Origin of the sequence: Streptomyces sp. NPDC000348 (assembly GCF_042898795.1) — a bacterium.
In the GTDB taxonomy this organism is placed as follows: domain Bacteria; phylum Actinomycetota; class Actinomycetes; order Streptomycetales; family Streptomycetaceae; genus Streptomyces.
Genome location: NZ_JBIAZD010000028.1, coordinates 1 through 15,150 on the forward strand (window position 1 = coordinate 1; position 15,150 = coordinate 15,150).

Annotated in this window: 15 protein-coding genes; 11 read left to right on the forward strand and 4 right to left on the reverse strand. The window is 71.4% G+C overall.

All coding sequences use genetic code 11. The features are described 5' to 3' along the window. Positions 1-160: 160 nt before the first annotated feature. Positions 161-865, reverse strand: coding sequence for a DUF4190 domain-containing protein (locus tag ACFY3N_RS34070; protein ID WP_390820684.1), 705 nt, complete (start codon positions 863-865; stop codon positions 161-163). Between the two features lie 170 nt (positions 866-1,035). Here ACFY3N_RS34070 and ACFY3N_RS34075 point away from each other — a divergent pair, with 170 nt between their 5' ends. The 3 genes from ACFY3N_RS34075 (at position 1,036) to ACFY3N_RS34085 (ending at position 3,232) form a co-directional block, all read left to right on the forward strand. After that, the gene (locus ACFY3N_RS34075; protein ID WP_390820685.1) at positions 1,036-2,097 is read left to right on the forward strand and encodes an adenosine deaminase; all 1,062 of its coding nucleotides are present in this window, start codon (positions 1,036-1,038) and stop codon (positions 2,095-2,097) included. Positions 2,098-2,116: 19 nt separating this feature from the next. Continuing rightward, entirely contained in the window at positions 2,117-2,827 is a 711-nt protein-coding gene (locus tag ACFY3N_RS34080; RefSeq protein WP_390820686.1) for a glycerophosphodiester phosphodiesterase, read from the forward strand. Positions 2,828-2,905: 78 nt separating this feature from the next. Continuing rightward, positions 2,906-3,232 (forward strand): hypothetical protein, encoded by a 327-nt coding sequence (locus ACFY3N_RS34085; protein ID WP_390820687.1) that lies wholly within the window; start codon positions 2,906-2,908, stop codon positions 3,230-3,232. On the opposite strand, the gene ACFY3N_RS34090 is transcribed toward ACFY3N_RS34085, so the two are convergent. Next, complete coding sequence (locus ACFY3N_RS34090; RefSeq protein WP_390820688.1) at positions 3,229-4,374, reverse strand: FAD-dependent oxidoreductase; 1,146 nt, start codon at positions 4,372-4,374, stop codon at positions 3,229-3,231. The two genes, ACFY3N_RS34085 and ACFY3N_RS34090, sit on opposite strands and share 4 nt — an antisense overlap. A 241-nt stretch (positions 4,375-4,615) precedes the next feature. Between ACFY3N_RS34090 and ACFY3N_RS34095 the strand changes: the two genes are divergently transcribed. Further along, the gene (locus ACFY3N_RS34095; protein ID WP_390820689.1) at positions 4,616-5,209 is read left to right on the forward strand and encodes a TetR/AcrR family transcriptional regulator; all 594 of its coding nucleotides are present in this window, start codon (positions 4,616-4,618) and stop codon (positions 5,207-5,209) included. 296 nt (positions 5,210-5,505) lie between these two features. Then, entirely contained in the window at positions 5,506-6,660 is a 1,155-nt protein-coding gene (locus tag ACFY3N_RS34100) for a serine hydrolase domain-containing protein (protein WP_390820690.1), read from the forward strand. Here ACFY3N_RS34100 and ACFY3N_RS34105 read toward each other — a convergent pair. Both ACFY3N_RS34105 and ACFY3N_RS34110 read right to left on the reverse strand, forming a co-directional pair. Further along, entirely contained in the window at positions 6,653-7,174 is a 522-nt protein-coding gene (locus ACFY3N_RS34105) for a hypothetical protein (RefSeq protein WP_390820691.1), read from the reverse strand. The genes ACFY3N_RS34100 and ACFY3N_RS34105 overlap by 8 nt on opposite strands. 107 nt (positions 7,175-7,281) lie before the next feature. After that, positions 7,282-8,721 carry a gamma-aminobutyraldehyde dehydrogenase gene (locus tag ACFY3N_RS34110; protein WP_390820692.1) on the reverse strand — a complete coding sequence of 480 codons (1,440 nt, stop codon included), beginning with the start codon at positions 8,719-8,721 and terminating at the stop codon, positions 7,282-7,284. A 206-nt stretch (positions 8,722-8,927) separates the two neighbouring features. On the opposite strand from ACFY3N_RS34110, the gene ACFY3N_RS34115 reads away from it, so the two are divergent. The 6 genes from ACFY3N_RS34115 (at position 8,928) to ACFY3N_RS34140 (ending at position 15,046) form a co-directional block, all read left to right on the forward strand. Then, the gene (locus ACFY3N_RS34115; protein WP_390820693.1) at positions 8,928-9,446 is read left to right on the forward strand and encodes an Lrp/AsnC family transcriptional regulator; all 519 of its coding nucleotides are present in this window, start codon (positions 8,928-8,930) and stop codon (positions 9,444-9,446) included. 2 nt (positions 9,447-9,448) lie between these two features. Continuing rightward, the gene (locus tag ACFY3N_RS34120; RefSeq protein ID WP_390820694.1) at positions 9,449-10,822 is read left to right on the forward strand and encodes an aspartate aminotransferase family protein; all 1,374 of its coding nucleotides are present in this window, start codon (positions 9,449-9,451) and stop codon (positions 10,820-10,822) included. Between the two features lie 407 nt (positions 10,823-11,229). After that, positions 11,230-11,979 (forward strand): ABC transporter ATP-binding protein, encoded by a 750-nt coding sequence (locus tag ACFY3N_RS34125; RefSeq protein ID WP_390820695.1) that lies wholly within the window; start codon positions 11,230-11,232, stop codon positions 11,977-11,979. Continuing rightward, positions 11,961-13,295 (forward strand): hypothetical protein, encoded by a 1,335-nt coding sequence (locus ACFY3N_RS34130; RefSeq protein WP_390820696.1) that lies wholly within the window; start codon positions 11,961-11,963, stop codon positions 13,293-13,295. The genes ACFY3N_RS34125 and ACFY3N_RS34130 overlap by 19 nt, the downstream gene beginning before the upstream one ends. 132 nt (positions 13,296-13,427) lie before the next feature. Then, positions 13,428-13,835, forward strand: a complete 408-nt coding sequence (locus tag ACFY3N_RS34135) for a VOC family protein (RefSeq protein ID WP_390820697.1) — start codon at positions 13,428-13,430, stop codon at positions 13,833-13,835. A gap of 89 nt (positions 13,836-13,924) precedes the next feature. Next, positions 13,925-15,046 (forward strand): LOG family protein, encoded by a 1,122-nt coding sequence (locus tag ACFY3N_RS34140; protein ID WP_390820698.1) that lies wholly within the window; start codon positions 13,925-13,927, stop codon positions 15,044-15,046. The last annotated feature ends 104 nt before the right edge of the window (positions 15,047-15,150 follow it).

Genomic DNA, 15,150 nt, shown 5'->3' on the forward strand with positions numbered 1-15,150 from the left:
TGATGTTCGCGATCGACGCCACCCCACCCGTGGGGCTGATGGGCCGGCGGGGCCCCGGGCGCGCCCCCGACCGTGGGCCCCCGCCCCCCCCCCCCCGCGGGGGGGGGGCGGGGGCCGCCGCTCTTCTCCGGTCCATGGCGACCGGTGACGACCGGTCCGGTCAGCGGAAGGCGGGGGCGGTGGCGGCCGGGCGGTGGGCGCCGTAGTGGTCCTCGTCCTCCCAGCCGTCCTCCTCGCTGTTGATGGCGGCCGTGATGCCGACGGCTATCAGGACGATCACGGCGATGCCGAGGATGAGGCCGATGATGCCCGTGATCAGGCCGGCCTGGGCCTGCCCGTGGTTGTCGGCCAGGCCCTGCTCGGCCTTCTGGCGGCCCTTGACGCCGAAGACGATGGCGAGGACGCCGAGGACGACGGAGACCACGCCGTACAGGCAGAACAGGCAGCAGGCCAGGATGCCGAGCACCAGGGCGGCGACGCCCATGCCGTTCTGCCGCTGCACCGGCACGCCGGGCCAGCCGTAGCCCGGCGGGTAGCCGGGGTATCCGTAGCCGCCGGGTGCGCCGGGGCCGGTGGGTGCGACGGGCGGCGGGGGCAGCGCGGAGCCCCGGGTGTCGAACGGCGTGGGGCCGCCCGGCGGCGTGCCCCCGGCGGGCGGGACGAAGCCGGCGCCCGGCATCGAGGCGACGGTGGGCTGGTCGTGCACGGACGGCGGCCGCGGCGCGGACAGTCCGTCGGCGACGGTCGGCGTGCCCGGTGCCCCCGCCGGCGGCCGGCCGGCGCCGGACGCGCGGTCCTTGTCCTCCGGGGCCGCCCAGGGATCGCCGGCGCCCGTGTCCCCGCCCGGCTGCGTCGCGTCCGTCATCTGGAGTCCCCCCTGGCCCTCGGTCGTCCGGCCATGCTACGGCTCCGCCGCTCCCTGCCGCCCCGTGCCCCCCTCCGGCGACCGCCTACGATGACCTCGAGTCATCGATCAGCCGATCATCCGCGTCCCGCCGCCTGTGCGGCCCGGGGACGCCGCTTTGGGGAGGAACCTTGACCGACCGTCTCGTCGAGCCACGCGTCGCACGCGACCTGCACGCCTTCATCGCCGGACTGCCCAAGGCCGAACTGCACGTGCACCACGTCGGATCCGCCTCTCCCCGCATCGTCTCGGAGCTCGCCGCCCGCCACCCCGACTCCAAGGTCCCCACCGATCCCGAGGCCCTGGCCGACTACTTCACCTTCACGGACTTCGCCCACTTCATCGAGGTGTACCTGTCCGTCGTCGACCTCATCCGCACCCCCGAGGACGTGCGGCTGCTGACCTACGAGGTGGCGCGCGAGCTGGCCCGGCAGCAGGTGCGGTACGCCGAGCTGACCATCACGCCGTTCTCCTCCACCCGGCGCGGCATCGACGAGCGTGCCTTCATGGACGCGATCGAGGACGCCCGCAAGACGGCCGAGGCCGAGTTCGGGACCGTGCTGCGCTGGTGCTTCGACATCCCCGGCGAGGCCGGGCTGGAGTCCGCCGAGGAGACCGTGCGGCTCGCCACCGACGACCGGCTGCGCCCGGAGGGCCTGGTCTCCTTCGGTCTCGGCGGGCCCGAGATCGGCGTGCCCCGTCCTCCGTTCAAGCCGTACTTCGACCGTGCGATCGCCGCCGGACTGCACTCCGTGCCGCACGCCGGCGAGACCACGGGACCGGAGACGGTGTGGGACGCCCTCAACGAGCTGGGCGCCGAGCGCATCGGGCACGGCACCAGCTCCGCCCGCGATCCCGAACTGCTCCGGCACCTGGCCGAGCGGCGCATCCCGCTGGAGGTGTGCCCCACCTCCAACATCGCCACCCGCGCGGTGACCGTCCTCGACGAGCACCCCATCAAGGAGTTCACGCGGGCCGGCGTGCTCGTCACCGTCAACTCCGACGACCCGCCGATGTTCGGCACCGACCTCAACAACGAGTACGCGGTCGCCGCGCGGCTGCTGGAGCTCGACGAGCGGGGTCTGGCCGGCCTGGCGAAGAACGCGGTCGAGGCGTCGTTCATGGACCCGGCCGGCAAGGCGCGGCTGGCCGCCGAGATCGACGCCTACACCTCGTCCTGGCTCGCCTCCTGACCGTCCGCGAAGGGCCGTTATGCAGAACGTGACCGCCGTGGCCCACCGCGGCGACCCCTATCGGGTCCGCGAGAACACCCTCGCCTCGCTGCGTTCCGCGCTCCACCGGGGCGCGGACGCGGTGGAGATCGACGTACGCCTCACCCGGGACGGCGTCCCGGTGCTGCTGCACGACGAAACGCTGAAGCGGCTCTGGAAGCACGACCGTCCGCTGCGGTCGCTGTCGTGGGAGGAGGTGCGGGGGGTCACGGACGGCGGGGTGCCCACGCTCTCCGACGCGCTGGCGGCGACGGACGGCGGCCGGGTGATGATCGACCTGCCCGGCGCGCCGGACGTCCGCGCGGTGCGCCGGGTCGTGGACGCCGTGCGCGAGCGGGGCGCCCAGGACCGCGTGTACTACTGCGCGGGCGCCCCCGCCATGCTCGCCGTGCGCGCGGCGGACCCGTCCGCCGAGATCGCGCTCACGCGTACGACGCCGGCACCGGCCCGTGCCGGTCTGCTGGAGGCGATCCGTCCACGCTGGCTGAACTACCGCTTCGGCCTGGTCGACCGCGCCCTCGTGGACCGCGTCCACCAGGCCGGTCTTCTGCTCTCCGTCTGGACCCCGGACACCCGCCGCTCCATGCGACGCCTGCTGGCCCTGGGCGTCGACTCGGTCACCACCAACCGCATCGACGTCCTGTGCGCGCTGCGTGACACCGGCGGCCGGTCGCAGAGGCGGGCTCCTTAGGACTGGGATCAGAATGAGGGCTTCTTCGCTCGGGAATGACGGGTTGTCAGTTCATGTTGGTACCTGCCAGACAGGGGGGTGGGCCCGGCCGAGACACGTGGTGGGAGCGGCCGATCCCTGTGCCGCCCCCGCCGGGTCTACGCCGACCGCGGCTATGACCACGATGTCTACCGCGACAAGGTCCGCCGGCTCGAGATCACCCCGGTCATCGCCCGACGCGGCGCCGAACACGGCTCCTGTCTCGGAGTCCACCGCCGGGTCGTAGAGGGCGCCATCGCGCTGCTGCACTGGTTCCGGCGCCTGCGCATCCGCTGGGAGATCCGCGACGACATCCACCAGGCCTTCATCACCCTCGGCTGCGCCATCATCTGCCGGCGACGGCTGAAGACCTCGGTCGGTCCCTAGTGCTGGGCGTCGTTGTTGCTGCCGAAGTCGGGTGCGTCGGTGGACAGCAGGTGTTCGGCGCCGCCTTCGAGGGCCTTGGCCGTCTCGGTGGAGCGGGGGAGCATGGTCTTCTCGTAGGTGCGGATCGCGTCGGCGACGGTGGCGGCGTTCACGAGAGCGAGGGCGATTTCGCTGGCGTCGAGCATGGCGAGGTTGACGCCGACGCCGAGCGGGGGCATGAGGTGGGCGGCATCTCCGAGCAGGGTCACCGTCGGGTTGTGTTCCCACGTGTGCGGGACCGGGAGGGCGAAGATCGGACGGTCGACGTAGGGGCCGTCGTTCTCGGTGATCATCCGGCGCATGCGGGGCGACCAGTGGGCGTACTCGCCCAGGAGCAGGGCGCGGATGCCGTCGGTGTCCTCGACTGTCAGGCCGCTCGTGCTGATCCAGTCGACCGGGACGCGTTGGATGATGTAGACGCGGATGTGGTTTCCGCTGTTGCGCTGGGCGAACAGGCCGCGCTCACCGTCGGCTGCGTGGGCGCTGCCCTGGCCGACCAGCTCGGCCAGGTCCGGGTGCCGGTTCTCGACGTCTGAGAACCATGCTTCCAGGAAGCTCACCCCGGTGTATTCGGGGACGGCGGGGGACACGGCCGGGCGGACGCGGGAGAAGGCGCCGTCGGCGCCGATGACCAGATCGGTCTGGATGGTCGTGCCGTCGGTGAAGTGCAATTGCCGCGGACCGTCGTCGGGTCCACTGATCGTGTCGATGGCGTGGCCCCAGCGCACGGTTCCCGGTTGCAGGGAGTCGAGTAGCAGGTTGCGCAGCTGGCCACGGTCGATTTCCGGCTTGAAGAGTTCGTCGGGCGCCGGGACTTCATGGGACGTGAGCGTGCCGGTCGGGTCCATCTGGCGCATTTCCTGCCCTTCGGGGCGGGCGAGCTTGAAGAACTCGTCGAGCAGACCGGCTTCGCGCAGGGCGATCTGGCCGTTGTCGGCGTGCAGGTCGAGGGTGCCGCCCTGGTTGCGGGCGTCGGGGCCCCGGTCGCGGTCGTAGACGGTGACCGCTATGCCGTGCTGCTGGAGGATGCGGGCGCAGGTCAGTCCGCCGGGGCCGGCACCGATGACGCTGATGCGTGCCCGTGCGGGTTCTGGGGAGTTCATGGTTGTCCCTTTCAGTCGGCGAAGAGAGGCGAGCAGGCCGGGCATTGTCGACCTCGGCACCAACACCGGATGTGCCCCGCGGAGGGCCTCTCGGGTGAACAGGTCGGCGCGGTGCGGACGATGACCAGGCCGACGAGGATGTGCCGCCCAGGTGCTCGCGCATGTCCATGGAATCAGAGCAAGTCGAAAAGTGCAACGACTCTACTTAGCAACTGATTCGACTATCGAGTACGCTGTAGTCATGACCGTGCCCTCTGTCAGCCGCCGCGACCGCAAGAAGGCGGCCACCCGGCAGGCGATCGCCGACGCCGCACTGCGACTCTTCCTGGAGCGCGGCTACGATCAGGTGAGCATCCGTGACATCGCCGACGCCGCCGACGTGTCGACCGCCACGGTGTTCAAGCACTTCAGCGGCAAGGAAGCACTGGTATTCGACCAGGACGAAGACCGGGAATCACAGCTGATCGCCGCGGTGCGGCAGCGCCGCTCCGATCAGAGCATCCTCGATGCCCTTCGACAGCACGTCCTGGACACCTGGCCGTCGATCGAGGCACATCCTCAGGCGGCCGAGTTCACCAACCTGGTGAACTCAACGCCGGTGCTGCGCGCCTACGCCGAACGCATGTGGACCCGGTACACCGACAGCCTCAGCGCAGTCATCGCCGACGAGTTCGGCGTGGGGCGCGACAACCTCGCATGTGTGGCTCTTGCCCGATTCGTACTCGAGATCCCGGTGCTCGCTCGCGGCCGGCAGGACCGCCGGGCCGCCGTCGAGACACTCTTCGACATCCTCACCCACGGCTGGGAGCCGCCAGGCAAGCCGCCCGCGCCGTAGCACCTGGACCGTTTCCTGGGCCCGTCCTCGACCAGCCTCGGCTTGCCCCACCACACCTATCGGTCGCACTCACCCCCTGCCCGGCAAACGAGACCTGACACCCCGTCATTCCGAAACGGCAAGCACCTCATTCCGATCCCGGTCCTTAGGGGCGACCCCCGACAACTTCCCTTTCCCTCCGGGAAGTTGTCGGGGGCGCGCCAGGGCGGGTGTCCTCCCCGACGACGATCCGGAGGGGGCCCGCACGGCCGGAGGATGATCGCGTCCTTCCGCCGAACCCCCCCGAGGAGCAACCGATGCACCCCCGTCGTCGCACCACCCTGCTCGCCGCCTCCCTCGTCCTCGCCCTGGGCGCGGGCCCGCTCGCCGCGCCCGCGTTCGCCTCGCCCGCCCCGGCGGCGCCCGTGTGCAGTACCACTCCGTCCCACCGGGCGTTGTGCGAGGCGATCGAGGGGCTGCCCGACGGAGACGCGACCACCGCGCTCGTCCGGCTGGGCGGCACCGGGGGTTCCTGGCAGGGCGGTTCGGGGGTGCGGGACGTGGTGAGCGGCCGGGCGGCCGACCCGGACGCGCGGTTCAGGGCCGGTTCGACGACCAAGGTGGTGACGGCCGCCGTCGTCCTCCGGCTGGCGGCGCAGGGGAAGGTCGACCTCGACGCGTCCGTCGAGCGCTACCTGCCCGGTCTGCTCGGCCCCGGGTTCACGACACCCGTCACCGTGCGGAACCTGCTGAACCACACCAGCGGCATCCAGCCGGGCATCAGTTGGGGCGACACCTTCGAGGAGCTGTACGCGCACCGCTACGACACGCTCACCCCGCGGCGGGTCGTGGAGTCGGCGGTCGCGAAGGGCCCGGCGTTCACCGCCGGTGAGCGGCAGCAGTACCTCAACATCAACTACACGGTCCTCGGTCTGCTGATCGAGAAGGTGACCGGGCGGTCGTACGCCTCCGAGGCCACCCGGCTCGTGCTGCGCCCCGCAGGGATGCGGCACACGTACTTCCCCGGCGCCGACCCCCGCATCCGCGGACCGCACCACCGCGGCTACCAGGCGGTGCCGCGGGCGGACGGGACGACCCGGCTCGTGGACGTCACCGAGTGGAACGTGTCCGACCGCTGGGCGGCCGGGGACATGATCTCGACCACCGCAGACCTGGAGCGGCTCGTCAGGGCCCTCTTCGGCGGACGGATCGTGCCCGGACCGCAGTTGCGGGAGATGTTCACGGTCCCGGCGGGCATCGAGGGCGCCGCCCACAGCGCGGGCCTGACCCGCTGGGAGCACCGGGGCACGGTGTACTGGCTCAAAACCGGCGCCCGGCCCGGCTACAGCACGGCGATCGCCGCGACCGAGGACCTGAGCTTCACCCTCGTGTACTCGCTCTCCGACACCGACGCGAAGGACACGACCTCGAACCCGGTCGCCGACCGGATCCGGGAGGCCGCCCTCATGTAGCGAGGGCCGGCACCGTGTTCGGCGTGAGCGCCTCCAGCCGCTTGATCTTCCGGCGTACGGCGTACAGCGGGATCACGCCGAACACGCCGAACGCCATGTCGACGACGCTCCACCAGAAGGGGATGCCGCGGATCGGGCCGCAGACGAGGGCGAGCGGGACGATGCCGGCGCAGGCGATCATGCCGAACTCGACGACCCAGACGTTGCGGACGGGGTCGCGGTAGGGGCCGTAGAAGGCGACCGCGATCACGAGGTGCGCGAAGGCGAGCCAGTCGGTGCCGTAGAGGAGGAAGGGGTATGCGGCGTCGGCGGTGTCGAGCCCGTCCCGCACGCGCTCGATCCACTCCATGAGGGCGGGGAGGTGCTCCGGCGCCGACAGGGACCGCAACAGGTCCTCGGCCCAGCGCAGTTCGTGCACCAGGGGGAAGGCGGTGGCTCCGCTGAGCACCAGACAGACGACGAAGAAGACCAGCCAGGCGCGAATGCCCTTGAGCAGGGCGGCTCTGTCGCTCATGGCAGCAGCGTACGCCGAGAGTTGAACATGTTCAAAAAATGTTCCGCGCCCTGGGAACACGGCGGCCCCGGACGGTGGTCCACCGTCCGGGGCCGCCGCTTCGTCGCCTATCCGTCCAGGGACGTCATCACGTGCTTGATCCGCGTGTAGTCGTCGAAGCCGTACGCCGAGAGGTCCTTGCCGTAGCCCGACTTCTTGAAGCCGCCGTGCGGCATCTCCGCGACCAGCGGGATGTGGGTGTTGATCCACACGCAGCCGAAGTCCAGCTTCTTGGACATCCGCATCGCGCGGGAGTGGTCCCTCGTCCACACCGAGGAGGCCAGCGCGTACTCGACGCCGTTGGCGTACTCGACGGCCTGGTCCTCGTCGGTGAAGCGCTGGACGGTGATGACCGGGCCGAAGACCTCCTTCTGGATGATCTCGTCGTCCTGGTTGAGGCCGGAGACGACGGTCGGGGCGTAGAAGAAGCCCCTGTCGCCGACGCGCTTGCCGCCGGCGACCACGCGCGCGTGCGCCGGCAGCCGCTCGATGAAGCCCTCGACCTGCTTGAGCTGGTGGGGGTTGTTGAGCGGGCCGAAGAGCACGTCCTCGTCGTCCGGCATACCGGTCTTCGTGCCGGCGGCGGCCTCGGCGAGCGCGGAGACGAACTCGTCGTGGATCGACTCGTGCACGAGGACGCGCGTGGCGGCCGTGCAGTCCTGGCCGGCGTTGAAGAAGCCCGCGACGGAGATGCCCTCGACGGCCTTGGCGATGTCGGTGTCCTCGAAGACGACGACCGGGGCCTTGCCGCCCAGCTCCAGGTGGACCCGCTTGAGGTCCTTGGACGCGGACTCGGCGACCGACATGCCCGCGCGCACCGAACCGGTGATGGAGGCCATCGCCGGGGTGGGGTGCTCGACCATGAGGCGGCCGGTGTCGCGGTCGCCGCAGATGACGTTGAAGACGCCCTTGGGCAGGATCGAGCCGAGGATCCCGGCGATCAGGACCGTGGAGGCCGGGGTGGTGTCCGAGGGCTTCAGGACGACGGTGTTGCCCGCGGCGATCGCCGGGGCGAACTTCCACACGGCCATCATCATCGGGTAGTTCCAGGGCGCGACCTGCGCGCAGACGCCGACCGGCTCGCGGCGGACGATGGAGGTCAGGCCCTCCATGTACTCGCCGGCCGACCGGCCCTCGAGCATCCGCGCCGCGCCCGCGAAGAAGCGGATCTGGTCCACCATCGGCGGGATCTCCTCGGTGCGGGTCAGCCCGACGGGCTTGCCCGTGTTCTCCACCTCGGCCGCGATGAGTTCCTCGGCGCGCTCCTCGAAGGCGTCCGCGATCTTCAGCAGGGCCTTCTGGCGCTCGGCCGGGGTGGTGTCGCGCCAGCCGGGGAACGCCTCGGCGGCGGCCGCCATCGCGGCGTCCACATCCGCCTGCCCGGACAGCGGAGCGGTCGCGTACGCCTCGCCCGTCGCGGGGTTGACCACCTCGGTGGTCCGGCCGTCGGCGGCGTCCCGGAACTCACCGCCGATGTAGTTGCGCAGACGACGCAGCTCGGTGCTCACTGCAGGCCCTCCTGGTGTTCCTCGTGGGTGTCCGAGGTGTCTGGGGTGTCGAGAAATGTCGAGTGTCCAGCCTCTGAGACACCACCCTAAACCGATGACTGACGTTTTCAACACCCCCAACCGCCCCACTCCTGCGAAATCCGCAAGCAGGAACGCCACAGACAACGAATTTCATCGATCGAGCCTTGCGAAACTGTCGATACGTCGTGCACAGTGACCCCGTGGCCAGTCGAAGCGCAGACCCGAAGGACTCCCGCGAGTCCAAGAACGGCGGCGGTCCCCAGTTGGACGCCGTCTCCCTCGCCATCATCGAGCAGCTCCAGGAGGACGGCCGCCGGCCGTACGCCGCCATCGGCAAGGCCGTGGGCCTGTCGGAGGCGGCCGTGCGCCAGCGGGTGCAGAAGCTGCTGGACCAGGGCGTGATGCAGATCGTCGCCGTCACCGACCCGCTCACCGTGGGCTTCCGCCGCCAGGCGATGGTCGGGATCAACGTCGAGGGCGACGTGGAGTCCGTGGCCGACGCGCTGGCCGCCATGGACGAGTGCGAGTACGTGGTGATGACCGCGGGGTCCTTCGACCTCATGGTCGAGATCGTCTGCGAGGACGACGACCACCTCCTGGAGGTCATCAACAGGCGCATCCGTGCCGTTCCCGGAGTGCGTTCCACCGAGAGTTTCGTCTACCTCAAGCTCAAGAAGCAGACCTACATGTGGGGAACCCGATAATCGTGAGCACCGACAGCCCCAAGGACCTCAGCAGGTCCGCGTACGACCACCTGTGGATGCACTTCACCCGCATGTCCTCGTACGAGAACTCCCCCGTCCCCACCATCGTCCGGGGCGAGGGCACCCACATCTACGACGACAAGGGCAAGCGCTACCTCGACGGCCTCGCGGGCCTGTTCGTGGTGCAGGCGGGCCACGGCCGTCAGGAACTCGCGGAGACCGCCTCCAAGCAGGCGCAGGAGCTGGCCTTCTTCCCGGTCTGGTCCTACGCCCACCCCAAGGCCGTGGAGCTCGCCGAGCGGCTCGCGCACGAGGCTCCGGGCGACCTCAACAAGGTCTTCTTCACCACCGGCGGCGGCGAGGCGGTGGAGACCGCCTGGAAGCTCGCCAAGCAGTACTTCAAGCTCGTCGGCAAGCCGACCAAGTACAAGGTCATATCCCGCGCGGTCGCCTACCACGGCACCCCGCAGGGCGCCCTGTCCATCACCGGACTGCCGGCTCTGAAGGCCCCGTTCGAGCCCCTCGTCCCGGGCGCGCACAAGGTGCCGAACACCAACATCTACCGGGCGCCGATCCACGGCGACGACCCGGAGGCGTTCGGCCGCTGGGCCGCGGACCAGATCGAGCAGCAGATCCTCTTCGAGGGCCCGGACACGGTCGCGGCCGTCTTCCTGGAGCCCGTGCAGAACGCCGGCGGCTGCTTCCCGCCCCCGCCCGGCTACTTCCAGCGGGTGCGCGAGATCTGCGACCAGTACGACGTGCTGCTCGTCTCCGACGAGGTCATCTGCGCCTTCGGCCGGCTGGGCACCACCTTCGCCTGCGACAAGTTCGGCTACGTCCCGGACATGATCACCTGTGCCAAGGGCATGACCTCGGGCTACTCCCCGATCGGCGCGTGCATCGTCTCCGACCGTCTCGCCGAGCCCTTCTACCGGGGCGAGAACACCTTCCTGCACGGCTACACCTTCGGCGGCCACCCGGTCTCGGCGGCCGTGGGCATCGCCAACCTCGACCTGTTCGAGCGCGAGGGCCTCAACCAGCACGTGCTGGACAACGAGGGCGCCTTCCGCGCGACCCTGGAGAAGCTGCACGACCTGCCGATCGTCGGCGACGTCCGCGGCAACGGCTTCTTCTACGGCATCGAGCTGGTCAAGGACAAGAACACCAAGGAGTCCTTCGACGCGGACGAGACCGAGCGCGTCCTGTACGGCTTCCTGTCGAAGAAGCTCTTCGAGAACGGCCTGTACTGCCGGGCCGACGACCGCGGCGACCCGGTCGTCCAGCTCGCCCCGCCGCTGATCTCCAACCAGGAGACCTTCGACGAGATCGAGCAGATCCTGCGCGCGACCCTCTCCGAGGCCTGGACCAAGCTGTAGGCCGGAAGAGGTACCGATCTTCCTACTGGAAGATCAACACCGGCCCCGTGCCGTCCGTTCGAGTGAGAAGGGACGGCACGGGGCCGTGTTGCTGTCCGGCCACGCCCCACGGTCTGCCTAGCGTTCCCTTGGCTCCGCCCCATCGCCGGACGACGGGACTTCCCGGCCCGCGCCGCCCCGCCGCCCGGTGAACAGCGGAGCCCCATGCGACCGACACCGCCCGGGCCGGGCCCGGCCCGGGCGGCGATGACGCCAAGGAGGGCAGCACGTGCTCGGTTCCCGCGACGCGCTGTCCGCGACGCACGACGGTGCGTGGAGCCCGGACCGTGACCGGCGGGCTGCACCCTCGTTCCCCCATACGGGGGACACGGCACGGCCCTTTCCGATCTGAACCGAGGTGTACGCCCATGGTGGCCCCACCGGACAACGACGTGCTCTGGGCGCGAGCCCTGCACCACCGGTACGACGACGGCTCGCCCGGACTGAGCGGGGTCTCGCTCGGCGTCCGGGAGGGCGAGATCCTCGCCGTCGGCGGCCCGCGCGGCAGCGGAAAAACGACACTGCTGCGCTGTCTGTCCGGCCTGCTGCCCGCACGCAGCGGCGAGGTCTGGTTCAACAGCGTGCCCGTGCACACCATGAGCCCCGGCGCCCGCGAGCGGCTGCGCCGGGACCGCTTCGGCTGGATCGACCCGGCCCCGGTGCTGGTGCCCGAGCTGAACGTCTGGGAGAACGTCGCCCTGCCCCTGATGCTGCGCGGCGTCGGCCGGCGCCGGGCCAGGACGGCGGCCCTGGAGTGGCTGGAGCGCCTCGACATCGGTGACCGGGCCCGCAGGGACCCCGGGGAGCTGACACAGGCCGAGCGGCAGCGGGTCTGCGTCGCCCGCGCCCTCGCTCCGGCGCCCTCGGTGCTGTTCGCCGACGAGCCGACCGCCCCGCTGCACCGCGTCGACCGCGCCCACGTGCTGCGCACGCTCACCACGGCGGCCCGCTCGCACGGCATCACCGTGGTCCTCGCGACCCACGACGCGCAGACCTCGGCCCTCGCCGACCGCACGGTGTCGCTGCTCGACGGGCGGCGCGTGCGCACCGTACACCTGCCGCCGGTCCCCGGGGCGGCCGAGACGGAAGGCCGGACGGCGTGCTCGCTCTCCGTCTGACCCGAGGCGCCCACCTCGCCGTCCAGGTGCGCCGGCTCCTGGTCGCGGCCGCGTCCGCGGGCACGGGCTTCCTGCTGCTCAGCGCCCTCGGCCACGCGCTGGGCCACCCCGACCCGTCCTCCTCGGCGCTCCGGCTGGCCTGGTGCGCGGTCCCGATGGCGGCCACCGTGTACTTCGCGGTCGCGGTCGCTCGCACCGATCCGGGCACCCGGCCCCGGTCCGGCCTGTCGGCGCTCGGTCTCGGTCCCGTCCGGCTGATGGCGGTCTCCGCCGCCACCACGGCGCTGTCCTGCGTGCTGGGCTCGGCGCTGGCCCTGCTGGTCTTCCTCCAGCTGCGCGGCGACCTCACCGGCACGCCCCCGGCCGGCGCCGCGACGGACTTCCTCGCCGCCGGACGGCCGCTTCCGCTGCCGGCCGCCCTGACGCTGCTGGCGCTCGTGCCGCTGAGCGCGTCGGCGGCCGTGGCGGTGGCGCTGCGGCCGCGTGACCCCGCGGCGGGGGCGGCCCGCGCGGGGCGGGTGTACGGCCGGTTCGGCGCGTACCGGCGCACGGCGGCACGCGAGTCGTTCGGGGCGTACGGGCGGTTCGGCAGGCAGCTGGGGGCGGCGGCCCGCGGCCGGCGTACGGCGGGTACGGCACCGGAGCCGGACGGCACGGCGGACCGTCCCGACAGCCCTGACAGCCCTGACAGCCCTGAAAGTCCCGCCGACGCCCCGCCCGCCGGGCCGCTCACGCCGCCGTCCGGGCTGCCGTGGGGGATCGCGGTGCTGGCGATGGGGCTGGCCGTGGAGGCCTTCGCGAGCCGTACGGACGGCGGGGGCGTGCCGGCCGACCGGCCCTCCGCGCTGCTCGGTCTGGCCCTGACCGCCGTCGGTCTCGCACTGGCCGGTCCCGGCCTCGCCCATCTGTGCGGCAGGCTGCTCCAGACGGCACGGCCCGGCGCGCTGCGCCTGCTGGCCGGGCGGGTCCTGATGGCCGAGGCCACGCGCCTCGGACGCCCGCTGGGCGTGGTCTGCGCGGTGCTGTCGGCCGCGTACGCCATGGCCTCGCTGCACGACCGCGAGGACGCCTCCTCCGGTCCGCTCGTCGTGCTCGGGGTGCTGCTGGTGGCGGGCTGCACGACGGCGACGCTGCTGACGGCCGCCGTCGAGGCCAGGCAGGCCCGCGCCGGCACCACCGCCGCGCTGCGGGGCCTCGGGGCGGCCACGGGGGCGCTGCGCCGGGCCGCCGCGCTCCGCGCGGGTGCGCTGCTCGCCCTGTTCGGTCCGCTGACCCTGGTCGTGGCCGAACTGTCGGCGTGGCCGCTGGTCCGCTGAGGAGCCGTCCGGGAACCGGTCGGGAACCGGTCGGGAACCGGTCGGAAAAAACCTTCGCGGGCCGGTGAGTTCCGCGCGGGCCCCCGGTCTACCCCAGTGAACGCCACCGAACCGAACGGGAGAGGCCCCGCCATGTACCAGCAGATGATCTTCGTGAACCTGGCCGTCGACGACCTGGACGCCTCGAAGAAGTTCTTCACGGAGCTCGGCTACTCGATCAACCCGCAGTTCAGCGACGAGACCGTCGCGGCGGTCGTGATCAGCGACACGATCATCGTGATGCTGCTGACCAGGGAGAAGTACGCGCAGTTCACCAAGAAGGAGATCGTGGACGCCACGCGGAGCAGCGAGGTGCTGCTCGCGCTGAGCGCCGAGAGCCGCGAGAAGGTCGACGTGCTGGTGGAGAAGGCCGTCGCGGCGGGCGGCTCGGTCTCGGGCGAGACCCAGGAGCACGGCTTCATGTACGGCCGTGCCTTCGACGACCTGGACGGCCACACCTGGGAGGTCTCCTGGATGGACCCGGCCGTGGTGCAGGGCTGACCGTCGAGCGGCTCCGGGGCCGTCCGGATCGGACCGGCTCCGGGAAACGGCCCCGGCAGGGTCCACACGGCACCCCCTAGCATGGGCGGGTGCAGACGAGTCCCGCCCATGCCGTCCATCACGGGGACCGCGAGATAGAGACGCTCGAGGAGTTCGACGCGGTCGTCTTCTCCCGCGGCACGCTCTCCGGGTTCCGTGTCCAGTCCGTCGACCTGACCGACCGGACAAGGGAGTTGCTCACCACCGACACCGCCGGGGCCGTTTTCCTCGGCTGCCGGATGCGTCCCGAGGCGGCGGAGAAGCTCCGCACCGACGGCGCCCTGGCCCTCCCGCCCGTCCCGGGCCTGCCCTTCGACCCGCACCGGGGGCATCTCTACACGCCCGACGACCTGTTCGCGTCGCTCGACGAGGGCTACGAGGCCACCCCGGACGCGCTGTCCTACGCCTGGTTCCAGCGGACCAGGGCGGACGGCGACGTCTTCGCCTCCATGCTGCGCGCGGTCCACGACGACGCCATGTCCGACGCCCTCGACGAACTCCTGCGCGGGGCACGGGTCGTGGGTGTGATGGGCGGTCACGCGATGGCCCGCGGCACCGAGGAGTTCCGGGGCGCGGCCCGGCTCGGACGGGCGCTGACCCACGCCGGCTTCACGGTGGCGACGGGCGGCGGCCCGGGCGCGATGGAGGCGGCGAACCTCGGCGCCTACGCGGCCCCGTACGACGACGCCATGCTCGACGAGGCCTGCGAACTCCTGGCGTCCGCGCCCTCGTTCACGCCGTCGATCACCGACTGGGCGCGTGCCGCCTTCGAGGTGCGCACCCGCTGGCCGAAGGGCAACCACTCGATCGGCATCCCCACCTGGTTCTACGGCCACGAACCGCCGAACGCCTTCGCCTCGCACATCGCGAAGTACTTCGCCAACGCCACCCGCGAGGACGGACTGCTGGCCCGCTGCACCGCGGGCGTGGTCTTCCTGCCGGGCGCCGCCGGCACCGTACAGGAGGTCTTCGACAACGCGACGCCGAACTACTACGAGTCGCGCGGTGAGCCCACGCCCATGGTGCTGGTGAACCGGGCGCACTGGACGGAGAGGCTGCCGGCCTGGCCGCTGCTGCGGTCGCTCGCCCGGGAGCGCTCGATGGAGGCCCGGATCGCCCTGGTCGACCGGATCGAGGAAGCCCCGGAGGCCTTGAAACGTCTGGGTGGTTAATAAAAAAGCAAAGCCCGGTCCCACTGTAGGCATATGCGTTGACACTACTTATGCGGCGCTTATAGACCTGGGAGCTACATGGGAGTGCTGATGCTCCGTCAACA

What these genes read in the sequence shown, in the direction of transcription:
- ACFY3N_RS34125 (WP_390820695.1), top strand. Translation starts at nt 11,230, where the DNA reads ATGGTGGCCCCACCGGACAACGACGTGCTCTGGGCGCGAGCCCTGCAC.
- ACFY3N_RS34095 (WP_390820689.1), top strand. Translation starts at nt 4,616, where the DNA reads ATGACCGTGCCCTCTGTCAGCCGCCGCGACCGCAAGAAGGCGGCCACC.
- ACFY3N_RS34070 (WP_390820684.1), bottom strand. Translation starts at nt 865, where the DNA reads ATGACGGACGCGACGCAGCCGGGCGGGGACACGGGCGCCGGCGATCCC.
- ACFY3N_RS34135 (WP_390820697.1), top strand. Translation starts at nt 13,428, where the DNA reads ATGTACCAGCAGATGATCTTCGTGAACCTGGCCGTCGACGACCTGGAC.
- ACFY3N_RS34090 (WP_390820688.1), bottom strand. Translation starts at nt 4,374, where the DNA reads ATGAACTCCCCAGAACCCGCACGGGCACGCATCAGCGTCATCGGTGCC.
- ACFY3N_RS34100 (WP_390820690.1), top strand. Translation starts at nt 5,506, where the DNA reads ATGCACCCCCGTCGTCGCACCACCCTGCTCGCCGCCTCCCTCGTCCTC.
- ACFY3N_RS34105 (WP_390820691.1), bottom strand. Translation starts at nt 7,174, where the DNA reads ATGAGCGACAGAGCCGCCCTGCTCAAGGGCATTCGCGCCTGGCTGGTC.
- ACFY3N_RS34080 (WP_390820686.1), top strand. Translation starts at nt 2,117, where the DNA reads ATGCAGAACGTGACCGCCGTGGCCCACCGCGGCGACCCCTATCGGGTC.